Raw genomic sequence first — 22,731 nt, 5'->3', positions numbered from 1 at the left:
CGAGAGGCCTGAGAGATGACGATCCGACCCGTGCTCCGCATCGCCCTTGCGGCGTTCCTCGGTACAGCCACACTCGCCGCCGCCGAAACGACCTACCTGCCGGGCGCGGCGGAGGTGACGGGTCTCGCGGGCGCCCGCTTCTCCTCCACGCTCGAGGTCTCGAACCCGGGCGACACCGGGACGATTGTCGCCATCGGGCTCGTCGCCATGGCCGGGAAGGTCGCGCCCGCCCCGGTGACGCGGACGCTCGCGGCGGGCGAGAGCCTGAGGATTCCGGAAGCGCTGAAAACGCTGTTCGGCCTGACCGGCGACGCGGCGGGCACGCTGACGGTGACGTCGGACGAGCCGCTCCTGGCGAACCTCTCCACGCGCAACGTGGCGGCGCCAGAGGGTGCCTACGGACTCGGGCTGCTCCCCGTGCCGGCGTCGGACCTCCTCGGTTCCGGCGAGACGGGGCACTCGATCTGGGTCAGCCAGTCGGCCGACCCGGCCACCGGCTACCGCACGAACCTCTCCGTCACGCTCGCCGATCCCGGCACCGTCGTCGAGGTCCGCATCTTCGACGCCGAGGGCCGCGTGGCCGGAACCGTGACCGTGACGGCCGCGACGCCGGAGGTCTGGCAGCAGCCGGCGACGGCGCTGATCGGGGCCGGGACCGACCTGCCGGTCGGCCGGGCGGAGTTCGCGGTGAAGGCGGGCCGGGCGACGGCGTACGCCGTCGTGAACGACAACGTCACGTCCGACGCGATCGCGCTCCAGGCCGAGCGGGTCGTTCCCGGGGCGTCCGACAGGCTCATCTCCGGCGCGGCCCTCTCCCCGGGCCACCTCGGCTCGTTCTGGAGCACCGACCTGCGGCTCTTCAACCCCGGCTCGGCGGCCCTCGACGCGACGATCCAGTCCGTCGGCGCCTCTCGCGCGGCGAGCGCCGTCGTGCCGCTTCCGGCCAAAGGTGTCGTCGAGGTGGCGAGGGTGCTCGCCCTTCTCGGCCTCCCGGAGGGGACCGCGTGCGCCCTGCGCGTGACGGGGAGTGATGCGCTCCTCGTCGCCGCGCGGACGAACAACGTCGACCCCGCGGGCGTGAGAAAGGGGACCTTCTCGGCCCAGCAGTTCGTCACGTCGTGGCCGTCCGGGCTCCTCGGCGCGGGTGGCGTCGGGTTCTTCAACGGCATCGACCAGACGTTGAACGTCCCCGGAGCCCGCACCAACCTCACGATCGTGGGCGGTCCGGACGGCGCCGCCGGAGAGCTCGTCCTGCGCGACGCCGCGGGGGTCGAGCACGGCCGGACCGGCTTCCTGCGCGGCCCGGGAGAGTGGGGCCAGCTGGGCGTGGCGGACTGGTTCGCGACGGCGGAAGGCGCTGGAGCGCGCGTCGGCGGGCTCGCCCCGGCGACGGTCCCGGAGAACGCGCGGATCGACGTCTCCGTCGCGACCGGCGCTCTCGACGCCTTCGTCAGCCGCATCGACAACGGCTCGGGGGACGCGGTCACGCGTCCCGTCGCACAGCCGGGAGGGGGCGACTGCTCGAAGGTCGCCGTGACCGCCTTCGGCGCGGCGCCGCAGCCGGTCCAGCCCGGCGTCGAGACGACTTTCTCCTGGACGATCGACGTCGACCCGCCGACGGCCCAGCTGACGTCCCAGTCGATTCGTTTCGACGGGGAGCCCGAGGTCGAGCTCGACGAGGACGTCCGGTCGTATTCGCGCAGCTTCGCCTCGTCCGGAGCCCGGTCGGCGACCCTCGTCATTCGCAAGGGGAGCTGCGTGAAGACGCGTGCGCTGTCCTTTTTCGTCTGCGGCCCGCTGAGTCTCGAGCCGTCCGCGCTTCCGGACGGCGTCGCCTTCGCGGTCTACCCGTTCCGGACGCTGACGGCTCCGGGCGCGACCGCACCGACGACCTTCACGATCGTGGCGGGAGCGCTCCCCGAGGGGCTGACGCTCTCGGCGGAAGGAGAGATCTCCGGCAGCGCGGAAGGGGCCGGCCTCTTCGCCTTCACGGCGAAGGCGGTCGACGCGAACGGCTGCACCGGCACGCGCGATTACACGATTCGCGTCTTCTGCCCCACGCTCCGCATCGCTCCCCCCAGCCTCCCGGCCGGCACGGTCGCGGCGCCTTACCCGCCGGTGCGGCTCACCGTCGCGGGAGGGTCGGGCGCGGGCACCTGGAGCGCCACGGGTCTGCCTCCGGGCCTCGCCCTGTCGACGGGCGGACAGCTCGCCGGAACGCCGACGGCGGCGGGGAGCTACGCCGTCTCCGTTCGGTTCAGCGACTCCTCGGGCTGCGAGGGGACGGCCACGTACACGATCCTCGTCTGCAATACCCTCGTCGTCACCCCGGGAACGCTTCCAGCGGGGACGGCCGGCTCGGCCTACGGGCCGATCGGCTTCACTGCCGCGGGGGCGACGGGCGGCGCGACCTGGGCCGTGACCTCGGGCGTCCTCCCGGCGGGCGTCACGCTCGACGCGGGCACCGGAGTCCTCTCGGGGACCCCGACCGTCGTCGGGACGTTCCCGTTCACCGTCACCGCCACGGACACGCTCGGCTGCAGCGGCAGTGTCGCGGTGACGCTCGTCGTGAGCTGCCCGGTGATCACGGTGAACCCGGCCGCGCTCGCCGCGGCCTTCGAGGACACGCCGTACACGGTCACCCTGACGCAGACCGGCGGGAACGCCGGGACGACTTTCTCCATCGCGAGCGGAACGCTCCCGACGGGCCTCACGCTCAACCCGGCCACCGGAGTCCTCGCCGGCGCCGTCGCCGTTCCGGGCGACACCACGTTCACGGTTCGGGCGACCGACCCCGTGACCGCCTGCTTCGGTGAGCGCACCTACACGCTCACCGTGACGCCCGTGAACGACGCGCCGTCGTTCGTGAAGGGGCCCGACGTCGCCATCCTCGAGGACTCCGGCCCCTACACCGCAGGCTGGGCGACGGCGATCTCGGCCGGACCGGTCGACGAGGCGGGTCAGGTCCTCACGTTCAACGTGACGGGTAACACGAACCCGGCGCTCTTCTCGGTCGCGCCGACCGTCTCGCCGGCCGGCGTCATCGGCTTCACCCCCGCGGCGAACGCGAGCGGGGCGGCGACGATCACGCTCACGCTGTCCGACGACGGGGGGACGGCCAACGGAGGCGTCGACACGTCGGCCGCCCAGACGTTCGTCATCACGGTCACCGACGTCAACGACGCGCCCTCGTTCACGAAGGGCCCGGACCTGACGGTGAACGAGGACTCGGGCGCGCAGACGGTCAACCCGTGGGCGACGGGCCTTTCGACCGGCCCGGCTCCGGAGGCGGGCCAGGCCCTCACCTTCAATGTCACCGGGAACACGAACACGGCCCTCTTCTCGACAGCTCCCACGGTTTCGCCGGCGGGAGCCCTCTCGTTCACGCCGGCCGCGGACGCGAACGGCACGGCGACGATCACGCTGACCCTCTCCGACGACGGCGGGACGGCCAGTGGCGGCGTCGACACCTCGGCAGCCCAGACCTTCGTCATCAACGTGACGGCCGTGAACGACGCGCCTTCCTTCACCAAGGGCGCGGACGTGACGGTCCTCGAGGACTCCGCCGCGCACACGACCGCCACGTGGGCCACGGCAATCCTGACCGGGCCGGCCGACGAGTCGGCCCAGACCGTCTCCTTCGCAGTCACCGGGAACACGAACGCGGCGCTCTTCGCGGTCGCTCCCGCGGTTTCGCCGGCGGGCGCGCTCTCCTTCACGCCGGCGGCGAATGCCTCGGGCACGGCGACGATCACCCTCACGTTGTCGGACGACGGCGGGACGGCGGACGGCGGCATCGACACCTCGGCGGCGCAGACCTTCGTCATCAACGTGACCGACGTGAACGACGCCCCGTCGTTCACCAAGGGGGCGGACCAGACCGTCCTCGAGGATTCCGGCGCCCAGACGGTCAACCCGTGGGCCACGGCGATCTCGCCCGGTCCCGGGTCCGAGTCGGGGCAGACGGTCTCCTTCAACGTCACCGGGAACACGAACGCCGGCCTCTTCTCGGCAGGGCCGTCGATCTCGCCGGCGGGCGTCCTGACCTACACGCCGGCCGCCAATGCGAACGGGACGGCGACGATCACCCTCACGATCTCGGACAACGGCGGGACGGCCGACGGCGGAGTGAACGTCTCGGCGGCGCAGACCTTCGTCATCAACGTCACGGCCGTGAACGACGTCCCCGCCTTCACGAAGGGCCCGGACCAGACGGTCTTCGACAACGCCCCCGCGCAGACGGTGCCGGGCTGGGCCACGGCGATCTCGAAGGGGCCGGCAGACGAGTCGGGGCAGACGGTCACGTTCAACGTCACAGGGAACACGAACCCGTCCCTCTTCGCGGCCGGCCCGGCCGTCGACGCGACCGGAACGCTGACCTACACGCCGACTCCGTCGAGCGGGGGCACGGCGACGATCACGATCACCCTGAGCGACAACGGAGGGACGGCGAACGGCGGCGTCGACACGTCGGCGGCGCAGACCTTCACGATCACGTTCAACCACGTCAACGTCGCGCCGTCCTTCACGAAGGGGGCGGACCAGGCTGCTTTCGAGGACGCGGGCGCCCAGACGGTGGCCGGCTGGGCGACGGCGATCTCGCCCGGGCCGCCGGTCGAGTCGGGGCAGACGGTCACGTTCAACGTCACGGGGAACACGAACGCGGCGCTCTTCGCGGCCGGGCCGGCGATCTCGCCGACGGGCGTCCTGACCTACACGCCGGCGGCGAACGCGAACGGGACGGCGACGATCACGATCACGCTCTCGGACAGCGGCGGGACGGCCAACGGCGGCGCGGACACTTCGGCCCCGCAGACCTTCGTCATCGCCGTGACGGCGGTGAACGACGTCCCGTCCTTCGCCAAGGGATCCGACGTGACGGTCCTCGAGGACTCCGGCGCTCACACGACCGCCACGTGGGCGACTGCCATCCTGCCGGGACCTGCGGACGAGTCGGGGCAGACGGTCTCGTTCGGCGTCACGGGGAACACCAATGCAGCGCTGTTCACCGTCGCCCCGGCGGTGTCGCCGACGGGCGTCCTGACCTTCACGCCGGCCCCGAACGCCTCGGGCACGGCGACGATCACGTTGACCCTCTCCGACAGCGGCGGAACGGCCAACGGCGGCGTCGACACCTCGGCGGCTCAGATCTTCGTCGTCACGGTCACCGACGTGAACGACGCCCCGTCGTTCACGAAGGGGACGGACCAGGCCGTTCTCGAGGATGCGGGCGCCCAGACGGTGGCCGGCTGGGCGACGGCGATCTCGCCCGGGCCGCCGGCCGAGTCGGGGCAGACCGTCGTCTTCAGCGTCACGAACAACACGAACGCGGCGCTCTTCTCGGCCGGGCCGGCGATCTCCGCGGCGGGCGTCCTCACCTACACGCCGGCGCTGAACGCGAACGGCACGGCGACGATCACGATCACGCTCCAGGACAACGGCGGGACGGCGAACGGCGGTATCGACACGTCGCCGACGCAGAGCTTCGTCATCTCGGTCACGGCGGTGAACGATCCGCCGGTGGCCACCGTCCGCGCGAACCTTCCGGCGCAGGCCGGTATCCCCATAACGTACCCGGCCGGAACGCTCGGCGGCACGGACGTCGCGAACGAGGTGGCTGCCGGCTCGGTCGTCTCCATCGTCACGACCCCGGACACGCTGTGCACGGGTTGCCAGTTGACGATCAACGCGGACGGGAGCTTCGTATTCACGCCACCGCCGTTCGCGGCCGGCACGACGGTGAGCTTCTCCTACCACGTCGCGGACACCGGGTTCCCTGGCCCCGGCGTCAGCGGCGCCGCGGCCACCGTCTCCTTCGCCGTGGCGGGACCGGCGATCTACTTCGTGAAGAACCCGGCCGTGGGGTCTGCGAACTGCACTCTGGGGAACGAGTGCAGCCTCACCGCGGCGCTGACGGCGATCGGCGCCTCGACGAACGCCCGGATCTTCATCGGGGACGCCAGCACGCACTCCCCGGGCGTCGGTGTCGTCCTGAACTCCGGCGGCTGGATCATCGGCCAGGGAGTGCCGGGCGCCAGCTTCGACGCGCTCTTCGGGATCTCTCTGCCCGCGCAGGGGGTTCTCGCGACGCGCCCGCCCATCAACCAGGCGCGTCCCACGGTCAGCGGCGCGCCGGCCACGGTGACGGCCCATGCGAGCTCCGCCATCCGTGGCTTCAACCTGAACGTCAGCGGCGGAGGCAACAAGGGGATCACCGCGAACGGCCGGAGCGGGGTCGTCGTCAGCGACGTGAACGTGACCTCGGCCGCCGGGGACGCCATCGACCTCGCGAACACGAGCGCCAGCTTCGACAACATCGTCGTCGTCGCGACGTCGGGTTCGGGCTTCAAGGCGACCGGCGGAGGGACGGTCACGGTCACGGGGTCCGCGAGCACGATCACGACGACGACGGGCACGGCCCTCCACGTCGCGAACACGACGATCGGAGCGGGCAACCTGGTGTTCCGGAGCATCTCGTCGAACGGCGGGTCGAGCACCGGGATCATCCTCGACACGACCGGCTCGGGCGGCGGCCTGAAGGTCACGGGGACGGGAAGCGCCGGATCGGGAGGGACGATCGCGAACAAGACCGGGACGGACGGGCAGACCGCGACCGGAATCGGCATCTTCCTGAACGCCACGTCGAACGTCTCCCTCGAGCGGATGCAGCTGAACGGATTCGGCAACTTCGCGATCCGCGGCTTCGACGTCGCCGGCCTCGCGATGACGAACGTCGTCGTGAGCGGGACGAACGGGAACAGCGCGGCGGAGAACGAGGGCTCGGTCGTCTTCGGCGCCGAGGTCGGAGAGACCGGAGGCGCGCGGAACGGCCTGACCGGGACCGTCACCATCACGAGTTGCGAGATCAGCGGCGGCCACGAGGACAACCTCAAGATCCGGAACCAGTCCGGGACCCTCACCCAGCTGACGATGACCTCCACGACGATCCGCGACAACACGACGGTCTCGCCCGGCAACAACGGCGTCCTCTTCCAGGCGGACGGGACGGCGGTCATGAACGTCGACGTCGTCGGCGGGAGCTTCCTGAGGAACCGCGCGAACGGGATCCAGGTGATCACGAACGGCGGCGGGACGATGGACTTCTCGACGACCGGCGGGACGTTTACCGACAACAACATCGGGGTCAACGCCGCGCACAACTCGACGGGGACCTTCCTCTTCGCCATCGGGAACGGGACCTACTCGGCGCCGACGAAACCGGGGACCGCCTCGCCGATCAACGTCAACCTCGCGAGCCAGGCGACCGGGGCCATGACCGGCACGGTCTCGGGGAACACCATCACGAACGCGAACTCGACGACGGGCCCGGGCATCCGCGTCACCACGAACGGCTCCAACGGGACGGCCCTGACGATCCAGGTCGAGGGCAACGACGTTTCGCAGATCGGGAACCGGGGCATCGAGATGATCAACCGCGACGGGAACTCCGTACTCAACGCGACGGTGCGCAGCAACACCGTGACCCTGACGAGCCCGCTCGCGGCCGACGGGATCCGGATCGACGCGGGCGCGACGTCGGGCCCGCCCGCCGACAGCGGGACCGTCTGCGCGGACGTCGCGCAGAACACGTCGACCACGGTCGGCGGGGTCTTCGGGATCCGCGTCCGCCAGAGGTTCTCGACGACGTACCGGCTCGAGTCCTACGGCGGGTCGGCAACCGACATGACCGCGGTCCAGACCTTCCTTTCGAACCAGAACAACAGCGCCAGCGTCCTCGCGGACTTCGCCGGGAGCGGCTTCCAGAACTCTGGCGCCTGCCCGGCCCCCTGACACAGGAGACGACAATGGCCGAACCCTTCCTCTCCGAAATCCGGCTCATGAGCTTCGTGTTCGCCCCCAGGGGGTGGGCCCTCTGCAACGGCCAGCTCCTTCCGATCAACGAGAACCAGGCACTTTTTTCACTCCTCGGGACGACGTACGGCGGGGACGGCCGCGTGAACTTCGCCCTCCCGGACCTGCGCGGCCGGACCCCGATCCACGTCGGGAGCGGGCACACGCTCGGGGAAAGAGGGGGCGAGCAGGCCCACACCCTCTCGATCGCCGAGCTGCCGACCCACGTCCACGTCGCGCAGGCGACGACCCTCGAGGGCGACACGCCGCTCCCCGTCGGCAACGTCCTCGCGGACTCGCCGAGCCAGCTCTACGCGGCGGCCTCGGGCCTGACGGCGCTCGGGGCCAGTACGGTCACGAACACAGGGGGGAGCCAGGCTCACCTGAACATGCAGCCCTTCCTGACGCTCAGCTTCTGCATCGCGCTGCAGGGCATCTTCCCGAGCCAGAACTGAGGAGACGCGGATGGCACAACCCTATGTCGGCGAGATCCGGATGTTCGCGGGGAACTTCGCCCCCGCGGGCTGGCAGTTCTGCGAAGGCCAGCTCCTGCCGGTCTCCGAGAACGAAACGCTCTTCAACCTCATCGGAACGACGTACGGGGGCGACGGGCAGTCGACCTTCGCCCTGCCCGACCTGCGCGGCCGGATTCCGATCCACCAGGGCAACAGCTTCATCCTCGCGGAATCGGGGGGAGCCGAGGAGATCACCCTGACGGTGAACCAGATCCCCGCGCACTCCCACGCCTTTCTCGCCTCGACGAACGTCGCGAACTCGAGCTCGCCGGCCGGGGCCCTGCCGGCGCAGTCGGCCGCGGCGGACCTCTACATCGAGGATACGGCGTCGGCGAGCCTCAGCGCTTCGTCCGTGACGTCCGTCGGCGGAAGCCAGCCCCACACGAACTTCCAGCCCTACCTCTGCGTCGACTTCATCATCAGCCTCTTCGGGATCTTCCCGTCCCCGACCTGATCCGGGAGAGAAGGAGCCGCTCATGGCAGACCCGTTCGTCGCCGAGATCCGGATCTTTCCGTTCAACTTCGCCCCGAGGGGCTGGGCCTGGTGTGACGGCCAGATCCTCCCCCTCTCCCAGAACACGGCCCTCTTCTCGCTCCTCGGGACGACGTACGGCGGGAACGGCAAGAGCAACTTCGCCCTGCCGGACCTGCAGGGGCGCGCCCCGATGCACCCGGGCCAGGGACCGGGTCTCTCGCTCCACGACCTCGGGGAGACGGGCGGGAGCGAGACGGTCACGCTTCTCGAGAGCGAGATCCCCGCCCACGCGCACAGCCTCAGGGCGGCCACGGACATCGCGGACCTCCAGACGCCGTCGGCGGCACGAGTCCTCGCGCGGTCCCAGAACGCGAACGCCTACCGGAACACGAGCCAGAATCTGACGCCGCTCGCTCCCGAGGCCCTGACCCCCGCGGGCGGCGACCAGCCGCACAACAACCTTCAGCCCTACCTCACGTTCTACTTCAACATCGCCCTGCAGGGCGTCTTCCCGCCGCGGACGTGACGGGGGCGTGACGGGCGTGGAGGCGGCGTTGAGCGAGGGAGCTCCGAAGACGGCGGCAGGCGGCGCGCGCGAGGTCTCCCTCCGCCCCGCGACGCCCGCAGACCGCGACCTCCTCTTTCGCGTCTACGCCTCGACCCGCGAGGAGGAGCTGGCGCCCGTGCCGTGGCCTGCCGAGGCGAAGGAAGCGTTCCTCCGCCAGCAGTTCGACGCGCAGGACGCCTGGTGGAGGACGCACTACGTCGGAGCGACGTTCGAGGTGGCCGTCGTCGACGGCCGCGACGCCGGGCGGCTCTACCTCTGGGAAGGGCCGTCCGAGATCCGGATCGTCGACGTCGCGCTCCTTCCCGAGGCGCGCGGCGGCGGCGCCGGGAGGAGGCTGATCCGCGACGTGCAGCGCCGCGCGATGGCCGCGGGGAAGTCCGTCACGATCCACGTCGAGCGGATGAACCCCGCGCTCGCCCTGTACGAGAGGCTCGGGTTCCGCCTCGTCGAGGACAAAGGGGTCTACCTCTTCCTCTCGTGGAGCGGCGATGCGGTCAGTTGAAGACCGCCTCGTAGCGCATCCGGCCGTCCATCGGGCCGATCGGCACGAGAAAGATGGCGAGCACGCCGAGAACGGGGTGCGCGAGGTCCCAGGTCCGTTGCGGCAGGACGGGATGGAGCGGGCCGAGGAAGAGCAGGGAGAACGGCTCCGTGCGCAGGTCCGGAACGTCGGGCCGGGGCGCGCGCGTGCCGGAGGATGCGACGGAGGCGAGAGTCAGCCCGAGGGTTCCGTCGGTGAACGTGATCTCGAAGACCGTCCCGACGTGGGGCGTGTACGTGGCCGGGGTGGGCGATTCGGGCAAGGGAACCTCCGCGAGCGGGAAGGATGCCCGCGCGGGGACCGTTCGACAAGACCGTGGGGGCACCCGGCTCGCTGCGACGGCATGGATGCGGCGCCGGCGCGCGCCGCGTGAGGAGTGACATGGACATCACACGGAAGTCGTTTCTCTCGGCCGCCACGTACGGCCTCGCCGGCCTGGCCTTTCTCCGTGCGGAGGTGTTGTCGGCCCGGCCCGTCGGCCAGGAGGAGGGGGCCGTCGACCTGCGGCGCTCCGTTGGCGAGACGTTCCGCGCCCGAAGCTCGAGCGGCACGCTCGTGGCGCTCCGGCTCGAGCGCGTGGACGAACTGCGTTCGAACGCGACCGTGGAACAGTTCCGACTGGTCTTCTCGGGGGACGAGGGGTTCGCGCTGAACGAAGGGACCTGGCGGCTGGTGACGGCGGACGGACGTCGCGCCGGCGACGTGTTCCTCGTCCCGGCGGGATCGAACGCCGCGGGAGCCCCCCTCTACCGTGCCGACTTCTGCCTGCTCGCGAGCCTCGCGCCCGCGAACCCTCCGCGCTGACGGCGCCTCAGAACGGGCGGACCGCGAAGACCGAACCGTCCTCGAGGAGGACGGTGAGCCCGCGGTCGGCCCCGGGGGCGAGGTCGACGATCGCAGGCACGGCGGCCCCTTCCTCCTTGCCGAGGAGGAGCCCGAGGGCGAGTCGGGAGAGCGCGACGAGCGGGGTCCCGTCCGCGAGGAAACGCGCGAGGACCGTCCCCTCGGGCGCGCCGGAGACCGCCGAGACCCACAGCGTTCCCTCGCCGTCGAAGCGGCACGCGGACGGGGCGTCGAGAGCGTCGCTCCCCGGGCCCTTCCTCGCGGAGAAGGGTGCAGGGCCGCTCGCCCCCGACACGGCGACGCGGCGACCGACCCCATCGGCCACGACGGCATGGACGACGCCGCGCGCGTCCGCGTCGAACGAGACGACCTCGGCCCCTTCCGGGCCCAGGGCCCGAGCTGGTCCTGCCTTGGCCTCGTCGAATGCGAGGACGGCGTTGCCGGAGGCCGCGCGCAGGACGTGCTTTCCGTCGATCCGGAGCGTCTTCACGGGTCGGCCCGCGTCGAGCGTCGCGGGCCGCGGACGGCCGGGCCTGTGGACCTGGATGATCCGGTCTCCCGTGGACACGAAGAGGTCGCCGTTCCTGCGGCGCAGGGCGATGCCCGTCGGGGGGGGCGAGGGGCGGGCGGCCTCGGCCGGAGACGCCGCGGCCGACGCGTTGGCCGCCGACAGGCGCAGGACGCGCCCGACGCCTCCGGTCGCCACGTAGAGCCGCCCGTATCGGTCCGTGTCGAGGGCCACGGGCTGGACGGCCCCGGCGACGGCGAAGCTCGGTTCGACGGCGAGCCCCCGGACCGCTCCGAGAAGGGTCGCCAGGGCGACCTCGTGGCCGAGGGGGACCGGGGCGACCTCGAACGAAAGGCGCGGCGTCGTCTCCCCGGCGAGGAGCTCGCCGAAAAGGAGAGGCTCTTCGAGGGAGACGGCGACCGGCGTCGCGGTGTGGGGCTCCGTCGCTCCCGCAGGCGTGGTCAGGGCCGATTCGAAGTCCAGCGCCAGACCCGCGAGGAGGACACCCGTGTCGTTCCTGAGCCGGGCTTCCCCTCGAAGCCGGGCCCCCTCGACGGCGAGTCGGGACAGCTCGAGACGAAGAGTGCCCTTCGCGCCGGGGACTCGGAGGAGGAACGGGCCGGAGGCGAGCAGCTCGCCGCTTCCCTCGAGGGTGACCGCGAACGCGAGACCGGGTGCGGGAACCGGAGGGGTCGCCGCCGCGCGCGTCGCGCCCGCGGCCGTCGAAGGCCCGAAGACGTGAGCCAGGGCGAGGAGCACGGCGAGCCGGTTCACGAGCCGATGGTAGCCGCCCCCGCGTCCCTGACGTGGGATGATCTCGGTCCCACCGCGATGACGACCCCTCATCAGGAGAGTCTCCCCATGAAGCAGATTCCGACGGACCTCGTTCCGGCCTTCCTCCTCGCCTGCGCGCTCGCCGCCGTCCTCGTTCCGCGGGGCGCCTCCGCAGAAAGCCGGCTCGCCTATCCGCCGACGAGGGCCGTCGACGTGAAGGACGTCCTGCACGGGGTGACGGTCCCCGATCCGTACCGCTGGCTCGAGGACGCCTCCTCCCCCGAGGTGAAATCGTGGATGGCGGCGCAGGACGACCTCGCCCGCGGGGAGCTCGGAAGGCTCCCGGTTCGCGGCAAGCTCCTCGCGCGGCTGAAGGAGCTGGCCTACCTCGATTCCGTCTCCGCTCCGATCCGGCGAGGCGCATTCACCTTCCTCCAGAGGCGCTACGCGACGAGGGAGAAGTCGGTCGTCACCTGGAAGGACGGCAAGAGCGGCGAGGAGAAGGTCCTCTTCGACCCGAACACCTGGTCGAAGGACGGGAGCGCCTCCCTCGGCGACTGGCAGCCCACCTGGGACGGCACCCGCGTCGCCTACCAGGTGAAGGCGAACAACTCCGACGAGGCGACGCTGCGGGTCGTCGAGGTGGAGACGGGGAAGGTCTCGGAGGTCGACGTCATCGAGGGGGGCAAGTACGCGAGCGCCTCCTGGACGCCCGACGGGAGCGGCTTCTACTACACCTGGCTCCCGACCGACCCGAAGATCCCGGTCGACGAGCGGCCCGGCTACCAGGAGGTCCGCTTCCACCGGCTCGGGGAGGACCCGAACACGGACCGGGTCGTTCACGGACGTCTCGGCGACCCGACGGCGTTCGTCTCCGCGTCCCTCTCGCGCGACGGGCGCTGGCTCGTCCTCTCCGTCCAGCACGGGTGGTCGTCGACCGACGTGTCCTTCCGCGACCTGTCGGACCCGAAGCAGGCGGACCGGTGGACCCCGCTCGTCGTCGGGACGGCGGCGCACTGGAGCGTCGAGGCCTTTCGCGACCGGTTCTACGTGATGACGGACGACGGCGCCCCGCGGGGGCGTGTCTACGAGGTCGACCCCGCGAGGCCCGCCCGGAAAGCCTGGCGCGAGGTCGTCCCCCAGCGCCCCGACGCGACGATCGCGGGAGTGGCGGTCCTCGGGGGCCGGCTGGCCCTGAACTACCTGAAGGACGCCTCCTCGCTCCTGGAGGTCCGCGAGCTGGACGGCACGTTCGTCCGCGAGATGAAGCTGGCCGGCCTCGGGACCGTCGGGGGGCCGTCGGGCCTGGCCGACGACGACGAGGCGTTCTTCACGTTCGAGTCGTACACGACGCCGCGCGAGATCTACTCGATGTCGATGAAGAACGGGCGGCTCGGTGTCTTCGCGAAGCTGAAGGTCCCGGTCGACCCCAGTCCCTACGTCGTCGAGCAGGTCTCCTTTCCGTCGAAGGACGGGACGAAGGTGTCCATGTTCCTCGTCCACCGCAGGGACCTGAAGCGGGACGGGAAGTCCCGCGCGATCCTGTACGGCTACGGCGGCTTCCAGGTGAGCGAGACGCCGTACTTCTCCGCGATGCTCTACCCCTGGCTCGAGGCCGGCGGCGTCTGGGCCGCCGTGAACCTCCGGGGTGGAGGCGAGTACGGCGAGGAGTGGCACAGGGACGGGATGCTCCTGAAGAAGCAGAACACCTTCGACGACTTCCTCGCCGCAGCCCGCTGGCTCTCGACGGAGAAGGTGACGAGCCCCGACCGTCTCGCGATCTACGGGGGCTCGAACGGCGGCCTCCTCGTGGGCGCGGCGATGACGCAGGACCCGAAGCCCTTCTCGGCGGTCCTCTGCGCGGTACCGCTCCTCGACATGGTCCGCTACCACCTCTTCGGGTCCGGCCGGACCTGGATCAGCGAGTACGGTTCGGCGGAGGACCCGAGGCAGTTCGAGGCCCTGCACGCCTACTCGCCCTACCACGCCGTGAAGAAGGGGACCGCCTACCCCGCGACGCTCCTCCTCTCGGCCGACAGCGACGACCGCGTCGACCCGATGCACGCGCGCAAGTTCGCGGCCGCGCTGCAGGCGGCGACGACGGGCGGGCCCGTCCTCCTGCGCATCGAGCGCAACGCCGGCCACGGCGGCGCCGACATGGTGAAGGCGTCCGTCGAGGCCCGCGCCGACGAGTACGCCTTCGTCCTCGCCCACACGAAAGGGAACTGAAACATCATGAGCACGCGCTCCACCCTCCTCGCCCTCGCTGTCGCCGTCTCCCTCGCCGCTGGGGGAACCGTCTCCGCCGAGGAGAAGGTCCCTGCGAAGGCCCCGTCCGGAGTCCGGTCCGCTGCCACGAAGCCCGGCAAGGCGGACGCGGATGCGGACAGGAAGAAGGAGCCGTTCTCGGCCGAGACGTTCGCCGGACTGACCCTGCGCGACCTCGGACCGGCCATCACCTCGGGGCGCATCGGCGACCTCGCCGTCGACCCGCTGCGCAAGGGCACCTACTACGTCGCCGTCGCCTCGGGCGGCGTCTGGAAGACGACGAACTGGGGGACGACCTTCGAGCCGGTCTTCGACTTCGAGGGCTCTTTCTCCATCGGCTGCGTGACGCTCGACCCGACGAATCCGCTCGTCGTCTGGGTCGGTACGGGCGAGAACAACAGCCAGCGCAGCGTCGGCTACGGCGACGGCGTCTACCGCTCGCGCGACGGCGGCAAGACGTGGGAGAAGGTCGGACTCGAGGCCTCCGAGCACGTCGGGAAGATCCTCGTCCACCCGAAGGACGGGAAGACCGTCTACGTCGCCGCGCAGGGGCCGCTCTGGGCCGACGGCGGCGACCGCGGTCTCTACAAGACGACGGACGGCGGCAAGACCTGGAAGGCCGTCCTGACGATCTCGCCGAAGACGGGCGTCAGCGACGTCTGGATGGACCCGCGCGACCCCGAGGTCCTCTACGCGGCGGCCTACCAGCGCCGGCGGCACGTCTTCACGCTCATCAACGGCGGACCGGAGAGCGGCATCCACAAGTCGACGGACGGCGGGGCGACCTGGACGAAGCTGTCGAACGGCCTCCCGAAGGGGGACGTCGGCCGGATCGGCCTCGCGATCCCGCCGGCCGCGCCCGACACGGTCTACGCCCTCGTCGAGGCCCGCGGCAAGGACGGCGGCTTCTACCGCTCGCTCGACGCCGGGATGAGCTGGGAGAAGCGCGCCGACTACGGCTCCGGCTCGCCGCAGTACTACCAGGAGCTCGTCCCCGACCCGAAGAACGCCGACCGCGTCTACTCGATGGACGTCTACATGAAGGTGACGGACGACGGCGGGAAGACGTGGCGCAACGCCGGCGAGAAGGCCAAGCACGTCGACAACCACGCCCTCTGGATCGACCCGGAGAACCCCGACCACCTCCTGAACGGCAACGACGGCGGCATCTACGAGACGTGGGACCGCTGCGCGACGTGGCAGTTCAAGGCGAACCTTCCCGTCACCCAGTTCTACCGCGTCGCCGTCGACGACGCGAAACCCTTCTACAACGTCTACGGCGGAACGCAGGACAACTTCACGCTCGGCGGCCCCTCGCGGACCGACAACGCTCACGGCATCCGGAACGAGGACTGGTTCGTCACGCAGCAGGGGGACGGCTTCTTCGCGGCCATCGAGCCGGGGAACCCGGACATCGTCTACTCCGAGGCGCAGCACGGCGCCCTCGTGAGGTTCGACCGCAGGACGGGCGAGCAGGTCGACATCCAGCCGCAGGCCGGGCCCGGCGAGGCGCCTCTGCGCTGGAACTGGGACTCGCCCCTCCTCATCTCGCCCCACGCGCCGACGCGCCTCTGGTTCGCGGCGCAGCGCGTCTTCCGGAGCGACGACCGCGGCAACAGCTGGAAGGCGGTCAGCCCCGACCTGACGCGGCAGGTCGACCGGAACCGGCTGCCCGTCATGGGGCGCGTCTGGAGCGTCGACGCGGTCGCCAAGAACACCTCGACGTCGTTCTGGGGGAACATCGTCTCCCTCGCCGAGAGCCCGAAGAAGGCCGACCTCGTCTACGCGGGGACCGACGACGGTCTCGTCCAGGTGACCGAGGACGGAGGCGGGAGCTGGCGGAAAGTCGCGGCCTTCCCCGGCGTTCCCGAGATGACCTACGTCGCCGACCTCGCCCCCTCGCCGCACGAGGCGGATTCCGTCTACGCGGCGTTCGACAACCACAAGCGGGGCGACTTCAAGCCCTACGTCCTGAAGAGCGCGGACCGCGGCAGGACCTGGGTTCCCATCTCGGGCGACCTCCCGGCGCGCGGGACGGTCTACACGGTGGCCGAGGACCCGAAGAAGCCCGGCCTCCTCTACTGCGGCACCGAGTTCGGCCTCTTCTTCACGCACGACGGCGGGAAGAAGTGGATCCAGCTCAAGGGCGGCATGCCGGTGATCAACGTCCGCGACCTCGCCATCCAGGAGCGCGAGGACGCGCTCGTCGCCGCGACGTTCGGGCGCGGCTTCCGGGTCCTCGACGACCTGGCGCCGCTGCGCCTCGCGACGCCCGAGACGCTCGCGAGAGAGGCGGTCCTCTTCCCGGTGCGCGACGCGTGGGCCTTCGTTCCGCGCGTGCCGTACGGCCTCAAGGGGAAGGCGTTCCTGGGCGAGTCGTTCTACGCAGCCGACAACCCGCCGTACGGCGCGGTCTTCACGACGTACCTGAAGGAAGACCTGAAGAGCCGGAAGAAGGCGCGCCAGGAGGCCGAGAAGGAGAAGGCGAAGAAGGGCGAGGACGTCCTCTACCCGACGTGGGACGCCCTGCGCGCCGAGGACCGCGAGGAGGAGCCGACGCTCCTCCTGACCGTCTCCGACGACACGGGCAACGTCGTGCGCCGGCTGACCGCCCCCGCGAAGGCGGGCTTTGCGCGCGTCGCCTGGGACCTGCGTCACCCGGCGCCGAACCCGACGGAGCTGAAGGAGCGGGAGGAGAGCCCCTGGAGCCCCGGCCCGCGCGGCCCGATGGTCGCGCCGGGGACCTATCGCGTGTCGCTCGCGAAGAGGGTCGACGGTGTCGTCACGGCGCTCGGCGAGCCGCAGCCCTTCGCGGTCGTGCCGCTCGGGGCCTCTTCGCTCGGGCCCGTCGACCGGGCCGCGGTCCTGGCGTTCTCGAAGAAGACGGCCCGCGTCCACCGCGCGGCTCTCGGCGCCGTCGAGGCGGCGAAGGAGGCGACGTCGCGTGTCGATCACCTGTCGAAGGCGCTCCTCGACACACCGTCCGCCGGCACCGAGCTCCTCGCCGAGGTGAAGAGGCTCGGCGTCGTTCTCGCCGACCTCGACGTCGCCCTGAACGGCGATCCGACTCTCGCCAGGCGCAGCGAGCCGGCGCTCCCGGGCCTCGTCGACCGCGTGCAGAACGTCGTCTACGGGCACTGGTCGACGACGACGGCGCCGACGGCGACGCAGGAGCGCGAGGTCGAGACCTCCGCAAGGGAGCTGGAGACGGCGCTCGCGACGCTCCGGTCCGTCGTGAAGGACCTCTCGGCCCTCGAGGCGAAGGCCGAGGCGCTCGGCGCGCCCTGGACACCCGGGAGGATTCCGGAGCTGAGGTAGAAAAAAGGGGGGGCCTCGCACGAGGCCCCCGCGGAGGATGGAGAGGCAGGAGAGGCTCTCTGAATCCCTCCTTGGTCTCAGGGAGAAGTTGGGGCCGGCTCGTCCCGCGGGAAACGCCCACGGGACGAAGCGACCGAAAAGCGGGACGAAGAGGGCGGTCTCACCGGACCGCCCCTTCGACGTCCGGGCGCGGCCCGCCCGACGAGGCCTCGGCGACGAGAGCGCGCTCCGTGGAGACCGCGAGCAATCGCCTGGCGACGGTCCAGTCGATCGTCGGCGTCCAGCAGGGTGACGCGACGGGCGAGACCGTCCCGTCGGGGTCGGCCCGGTAGATCGCCCAGCGGCTGATTGCATAGACGGGCATGCGGATGCGGCGGGCCACGTCGCGATCGCGTACCGAAGGGCGAGGGTTCTCCGAAGCGGGGTGGGTGTGAAGGAGCGCGGCGGCGCCCGCGGGCAGCGGCCGCTTCCAGGCGTGACTCTTCCTCTGGCTGGCGGGCGGCCACGGGAGGAGCGTCTCGCGGCCGTCAGGCCCCCTCACGAGCCACGCGGCCGTCTCGATCTCGCCGAGGCCGGCGCCCGCCGCCGCGAGGAGCGCGACGTAGAAGACGTCCCGTGACGGCCTCTCCGCGCTCGCGTCGGGCGCGAGGAGAAGCGCGGCGGTGAGGAGTGCGCCGGGTGAGCTTCTCATGATGAAGGAAAGCTGCGGTGTCCCCGATCCGGCTTCCACCCCCCGGGGACGAAGCGGGCTTTCCCGAAGATGAAGCCGGCGGTGTGGCGCGTCGCCCTCTCGCGTCCAGCTCGTACGGCGGGACGGGGCGCCTCCGGCCGTCGTGACGAGCGCCCGGTTTCCGGGTTTCGTCCCGCGAATCGGGGCTTTCGGCCCCTTTCTCTTTCGCCGCGGGCGTTCCGGCCCGAAGGTTTGGGAGTCCTTCTCCGGGTCCCTGCCCGGGAAGGCGGGAGATGAGCATGCGTTTCTTCGAACGGCCTCGACCACCGTGCACCCGATGCCCCGCCGAGCGAGAGGCGCGAGGCGGTGTCCCGGCCCCGTCCCGGTGGACGGGGTTTCGATATCGATCGGATTTCATCGTCCGGCCCGGAGGAATCGCGGCCGGACAGGCTGGAGGAACGTGTATGAACAGATACGGGAAATGGCTCGTCCTGCTCGTCCTGCCGATTCTCGTCGGGACGCTCGCCCAGGCGCAGGGCCTGCCGACCGGAACCCTGAACGGGCGGGTCTCCGAGACCGAGGGTCTCGTTCTGCCCGGAGTGACCGTCACGGCGAAGTCGCCGGCGCTCCAGGGGACCCGCACCGCGGTCACGAACGTGAACGGTGACTTCGCCATCCCGAACCTGCCCCCGGGCGACTACGTCGTCTCGTTCGTGATGCCGGGCTTCCAGCCCGTGACGCGCAACGTCAAGGTCTCGGCGAGCCAGCAGGTCGCCGTGAACACGAAGCTCTCCATCTCGTCGGTCGCCGCCGAGGCGACGGTCGTCGCCCAGAGCGAGTCGGTCTCACAGACGGCCCAGGCCGCCACGACCTTCTCCGCCGAGACGACGAAGAAGCTCCCGGTCGCCCGGACGCTGCTCGCATCGGTCGTCCTGAGCCCCGGCGTCAACGCGAACGGGCCGAGCGCCGCCGTCACGGTCTCGGGCGCCCAGTCGTTCGACAACGTCATGACGATCAACGGGGTGAACATCCAGGACAACCTCCGGGGAACCCCGAACAACCTCTTCATCGAGGACGCCATCCAGGAGACGACGACGATGACGTCGGGCGTCTCGGCGGAGTACGGCCGGTTCACGGGAGGCGTCATCAACGCGGTGACGAAGCAGGGCGGGAACGCCTTCAGCGGGTCCGTCCGCGTGAACCTGAACAACGACGACTGGCAGTCGCAGTCGCCGATCCCGGTCGTCTACGCCGACACGGTCTCGCCGACCTACGAGGCCACGCTCGGCGGACCGATCTGGAAGGACCGTGCCTGGTTCTTCGCCGCGGGGCGATACAACGAGAACGAGTTCTCGGGCCAGACGGCGGCCCCGACGAACATCTCCTTCCCGCGCACCAACACCGACACCCGGTACGAGGCGAAGCTGACGATCACCCCCTTCCAGAACCACACCCTCACCGGTTCGTACACGAACAGCACGCTCGAGCAGGACGGCTACTACTTCACGACCCTGCCGCTCCTCGACCTCGAACCGATCCACACGCGTCAGCTTCCGAACGACCTCCTCTCCCTGAACTACAACGGCGTCCTCACGTCGAACCTCTTCGTGGAGGCGCAGTACTCCAACAAGAACTTCAAGTTCGAGAACTCTGGGAGCCGCGTCAACGAGCTGATCGGTGGCACGGCGGTCCTGATCCAGGACCAGGGGCTGGCCCAGATGTACGCCCCCCTCTTCTGCGCCGTCTGCCCCGGCGCGGGTGAAGAGCGCAACAACGACAACTACCTCCTCAAGGGCACGTGGTTCCTCTCCACGAAGAGCCTCGGCTCGCACAACATCGCCTTCGGGTACGACAACTTCGGCAGCCAGCGCCTGTCCAACAACTGGCAGTCCGGGAGCTCCTGGCTCCTCTACCCGTCCTCCGTCCAGTACAGCGGCGGAGCCCTGTACCCCGTGATCGACTCGAGCTCCTACCTCGTCTTCGCGCCGATCCCGTCGATCAGCCAGGGGAGCGACATCCGGACGAACTCGCTCTTCGTGAACGACTCGTGGCGGCTCAACGACCGCTTCTCGTTCAACATCGGCCTCCGGTGGGACAAGAACGACGCCACCGACGCCGCCGGCATGACGACGGCCAAGGACAGCGCGTTCAGCCCCCGGCTCTCGGCGAGCTACGACGTGAAGGGAGACGGGAAGCTGCGCGTCTCGGCGAGCTACGCCCGCTACGTGGGGCAGGTCCAGGAAGGCTTCGCCGGGAGCGGCGCCACCGGGGCGGGTGCGCCGGCCTCGTACTACTACTACTGGACGGGCGCTCCGATCAACGACGGCGCGACCGGACCGTACGTCACGACCGACCAGGTCCTCCGGACGATGTTCGGGGCGCTCGGAGTCACCGGCCTGAACCAGTTCCCGAACGTCCCCGCCGACACGGCGTCCGTTCCGGGCGTGAACCTCCTGATCCGCGACAGCCTCGACTCGCCCTATGCCGACGAGTTCGTCCTCGGCGTCGGCGGGTCCTTCGGGCCGAACCTCGTCTACCGGGTCGACGGCGTCCACCGCAAGTTCACGAACTTCTACTCGACCCGGCGCGACACGTCGACGGGCCAGGTGGAGGACTCGGTCGGGAACGTCTACGACCTCGGCCTCTACGAGAACTCGACCGAGCCGGAGCGCGAGTACACGGGCCTGCACTCCTCCGTCGGGTGGCGCATGGAAGGCCTCAACCTCTCCGCGAACTGGACCTGGTCCCGGATGCGCGGGAACTTCGTCGGCGAGAACGCCGGCAGCGGTCCGCTCGCCGCGACCTTCGACAACTACCCGGAGTACTTCGACGTCGCGTGGAACGCGCCCCGCGGCGACCTCTCGCAGGACCAGCGCCACCGCGTCCGTCTCCTGGCGAGCTACGACTTCCGGCTCGGGATGCTCGGGATCACGCCGGGCCTCGTCCAGTCCTACGACAGCGGGACGCCGTACGGCGCCGTCGGCAACGTCAACAGCGGAGCCTACGTGACGAACCCCGGCTACTCGGCGCCCCCGGCCACCGTTCAGTACTACTTCACGTCGCGCGACGCCTACCGCACGGACGACGTGTGGGCCACGAACCTCTCGCTCAACCTGAGCGCGAACATCGGGCCGGTCGAGGTCTTCGTCCAGCCGCAGATCCTGAACCTCTTCAACAACGACGCCGTCATGTACCCGAACACGTCGGTGTCCGTGGGGACCGGAGCGACGCCGAACGCGGCGGGTCTCGTCCGCTTCGACCCCTTCACGACGACCCCGGTCGAGTGCCCCCAGACCGCATCCGCGGCCGAGTGCCGGGCGATGGGAGCGAACTGGAAGAAGGGCGCCAACTTCGGCCGGCCCACGACGGGCGCGGCGAACGCCTTCTCCCGCTCGGGCTCCTTCCAGGGAACGCGTCTCTGGTTCGTGTCGATGGGAGTCCGCTTCTAGTCCGGCGACCTCTCCCGTGATCTCCCGGCGCCCCCCGGCCTTCGGGCAGGGGGGCGCCTTCGTTCGTCGGACCGCCGGGTCAGGACTCGAGCGGGACGGCCTGCTCCCCGGCGGGACCGCCGGGGAGGACGCGCCCTTCGGCGCCGGGGACCGTCGGCCTGCGGAACGACTTCAGGGCCCAGCGGTAGGTCGCGCTCAGGGTGAGCTTCGTCCCGTCGCGGAGCGCGACGACGTAGTCGCCGTTGAACCACGGCTCCAGCTCCTTCACCCGCTCGATGTTGACGATCGTGGAGCGGTGGATCCGCAGGAAGCGCCGGCCGTCGAGCTTGCCCTCGATCCCCTGCATCGTGTCGTGGTAGGCGTGGGTGGCTTTCCCGACGTGGAGGAGCACGTTGTTGCGCGCGGCCTCGACCCAGTCGATGTCGGCGACCCTCACGAAGAAGCTCCGGCCGTCCTGCCGGACGAGGAGCCAGACCGGGTACGAGCGCAGGGCCCGCAGCTCGTCGACGAGGGTGGAGAGGCTCTCGAGCGCCTCTCCCGCCTGGCGGTCCCTGAGGCGCGCGCGCACCCGCTCGAGGGTGGCGTGGAGGCGCTCCTGCCCGAACGGCTTGAGGATGTAGTCGAGGGCGTGGACGTCGAACGCGCGAACGGCGTACTGGTCGAACGCGGAGACGAAGACGAGGGCGGGAAGCTCGCGCGGGCCCAGCGTCTCGAGGACGCCGAAGCCGTCGAGACCCGGCATCTGGACATCCAGGAAGACGACGTCCGGTCTGGTTTCCTGGATCGCGAGGACGGCCCGAAAGCCGTCCTCCGCCTCGCCGACGACCTCGACGCCGTCCTCGCGGGACAGGAGATTGCGCAGCCACTCGCGGGCGAGCGGCTCATCGTCGACGACGAGCGTGCGGATTCTCATGGCGGACTCCGATCGCGAGTTCACTTGGGACCGGATAC

The 22,731-nt window shown here is 70.6% G+C and carries 13 protein-coding genes; 9 read left to right on the top strand and 4 right to left on the bottom strand.

Annotated features, from left to right (window positions below; translation table 11 throughout):
* Positions 1-15 precede the first annotated feature (15 nt).
* The 5 genes from IPN03_17705 to IPN03_17685 are packed head-to-tail and all read left to right on the top strand — an operon-like array spanning position 16 to position 9,911.
* Complete coding sequence (locus IPN03_17705; protein MBK9375500.1) at positions 16-7,791, top strand: putative Ig domain-containing protein; 7,776 nt, start codon at positions 16-18, stop codon at positions 7,789-7,791.
* 14 nt (positions 7,792-7,805) lie between these two features.
* A complete protein-coding gene (locus tag IPN03_17700) occupies positions 7,806-8,306 on the top strand; it encodes a phage tail protein (protein MBK9375499.1) in 501 nt (166 codons plus the stop codon).
* Positions 8,307-8,316: 10 nt separating this feature from the next.
* Positions 8,317-8,820, top strand: a complete 504-nt coding sequence (locus IPN03_17695; GenBank protein ID MBK9375498.1) for a phage tail protein — start codon at positions 8,317-8,319, stop codon at positions 8,818-8,820.
* Positions 8,821-8,842: 22 nt separating this feature from the next.
* Positions 8,843-9,367 carry a phage tail protein gene (locus IPN03_17690; GenBank protein MBK9375497.1) on the top strand — a complete coding sequence of 175 codons (525 nt, stop codon included), beginning with the start codon at positions 8,843-8,845 and terminating at the stop codon, positions 9,365-9,367.
* 28 nt (positions 9,368-9,395) lie between these two features.
* Entirely contained in the window at positions 9,396-9,911 is a 516-nt protein-coding gene (locus IPN03_17685; GenBank protein ID MBK9375496.1) for a GNAT family N-acetyltransferase, read from the top strand.
* Here IPN03_17685 and IPN03_17680 read toward each other — a convergent pair.
* On the bottom strand, positions 9,904-10,212 hold the full coding sequence (locus IPN03_17680; protein ID MBK9375495.1) for a hypothetical protein: 309 nt from the start codon (positions 10,210-10,212) through the stop codon (positions 9,904-9,906). The two genes, IPN03_17685 and IPN03_17680, sit on opposite strands and share 8 nt — an antisense overlap.
* Positions 10,213-10,331: 119 nt before the next feature.
* On the opposite strand from IPN03_17680, the gene IPN03_17675 reads away from it, so the two are divergent.
* Entirely contained in the window at positions 10,332-10,754 is a 423-nt protein-coding gene (locus IPN03_17675) for a hypothetical protein (GenBank protein ID MBK9375494.1), read from the top strand.
* 7 nt (positions 10,755-10,761) lie between these two features.
* Here the strand turns inward: IPN03_17675 and IPN03_17670 are convergent, their stop codons facing one another.
* A complete protein-coding gene (locus IPN03_17670; GenBank protein MBK9375493.1) occupies positions 10,762-12,075 on the bottom strand; it encodes a hypothetical protein in 1,314 nt (437 codons plus the stop codon).
* An 87-nt stretch (positions 12,076-12,162) separates the two neighbouring features.
* Between IPN03_17670 and IPN03_17665 the strand changes: the two genes are divergently transcribed.
* Positions 12,163-14,304, top strand: coding sequence for a S9 family peptidase (locus IPN03_17665; protein MBK9375492.1), 2,142 nt, complete (start codon positions 12,163-12,165; stop codon positions 14,302-14,304).
* A gap of 6 nt (positions 14,305-14,310) precedes the next feature.
* A complete protein-coding gene (locus tag IPN03_17660; GenBank protein MBK9375491.1) occupies positions 14,311-17,661 on the top strand; it encodes a glycosyl hydrolase in 3,351 nt (1,116 codons plus the stop codon).
* Between the two features lie 160 nt (positions 17,662-17,821).
* Here IPN03_17660 and IPN03_17655 read toward each other — a convergent pair whose 3' ends face one another.
* Entirely contained in the window at positions 17,822-18,352 is a 531-nt protein-coding gene (locus tag IPN03_17655) for a hypothetical protein (protein ID MBK9375490.1), read from the bottom strand.
* 443 nt (positions 18,353-18,795) lie between these two features.
* Between IPN03_17655 and IPN03_17650 the strand changes: the two genes are divergently transcribed.
* Positions 18,796-21,780, top strand: coding sequence for a TonB-dependent receptor (locus IPN03_17650; GenBank protein MBK9375489.1), 2,985 nt, complete (start codon positions 18,796-18,798; stop codon positions 21,778-21,780).
* A gap of 79 nt (positions 21,781-21,859) precedes the next feature.
* Here IPN03_17650 and IPN03_17645 read toward each other — a convergent pair whose 3' ends face one another.
* Complete coding sequence (locus IPN03_17645) at positions 21,860-22,693, bottom strand: response regulator transcription factor (GenBank protein MBK9375488.1); 834 nt, start codon at positions 22,691-22,693, stop codon at positions 21,860-21,862.
* Positions 22,694-22,731 lie beyond the last annotated feature (38 nt).

It is taken from the genome of Holophagales bacterium, from assembly GCA_016719485.1.
Taxonomy (GTDB): domain Bacteria; phylum Acidobacteriota; class Thermoanaerobaculia; order UBA5066; family UBA5066; genus UBA5066.
This window is presented reverse-complemented; position numbering and strand designations above follow the sequence as displayed.

Excerpts from the sequence above, each read along its gene's own strand:
- IPN03_17700 (MBK9375499.1), top strand. The coding sequence starts at position 7,806 with ATGGCCGAACCCTTCCTCTCCGAAATCCGGCTCATGAGCTTCGTGTTC.
- IPN03_17660 (MBK9375491.1), top strand. The coding sequence starts at position 14,311 with ATGAGCACGCGCTCCACCCTCCTCGCCCTCGCTGTCGCCGTCTCCCTC.
- IPN03_17650 (MBK9375489.1), top strand. The coding sequence starts at position 18,796 with ATGAACAGATACGGGAAATGGCTCGTCCTGCTCGTCCTGCCGATTCTC.
- IPN03_17655 (MBK9375490.1), bottom strand. The coding sequence starts at position 18,352 with ATGAGAAGCTCACCCGGCGCACTCCTCACCGCCGCGCTTCTCCTCGCG.
- IPN03_17690 (MBK9375497.1), top strand. The coding sequence starts at position 8,843 with ATGGCAGACCCGTTCGTCGCCGAGATCCGGATCTTTCCGTTCAACTTC.
- IPN03_17705 (MBK9375500.1), top strand. The coding sequence starts at position 16 with ATGACGATCCGACCCGTGCTCCGCATCGCCCTTGCGGCGTTCCTCGGT.
- IPN03_17665 (MBK9375492.1), top strand. The coding sequence starts at position 12,163 with ATGAAGCAGATTCCGACGGACCTCGTTCCGGCCTTCCTCCTCGCCTGC.
- IPN03_17675 (MBK9375494.1), top strand. The coding sequence starts at position 10,332 with ATGGACATCACACGGAAGTCGTTTCTCTCGGCCGCCACGTACGGCCTC.
- IPN03_17645 (MBK9375488.1), bottom strand. The coding sequence starts at position 22,693 with ATGAGAATCCGCACGCTCGTCGTCGACGATGAGCCGCTCGCCCGCGAG.
- IPN03_17695 (MBK9375498.1), top strand. The coding sequence starts at position 8,317 with ATGGCACAACCCTATGTCGGCGAGATCCGGATGTTCGCGGGGAACTTC.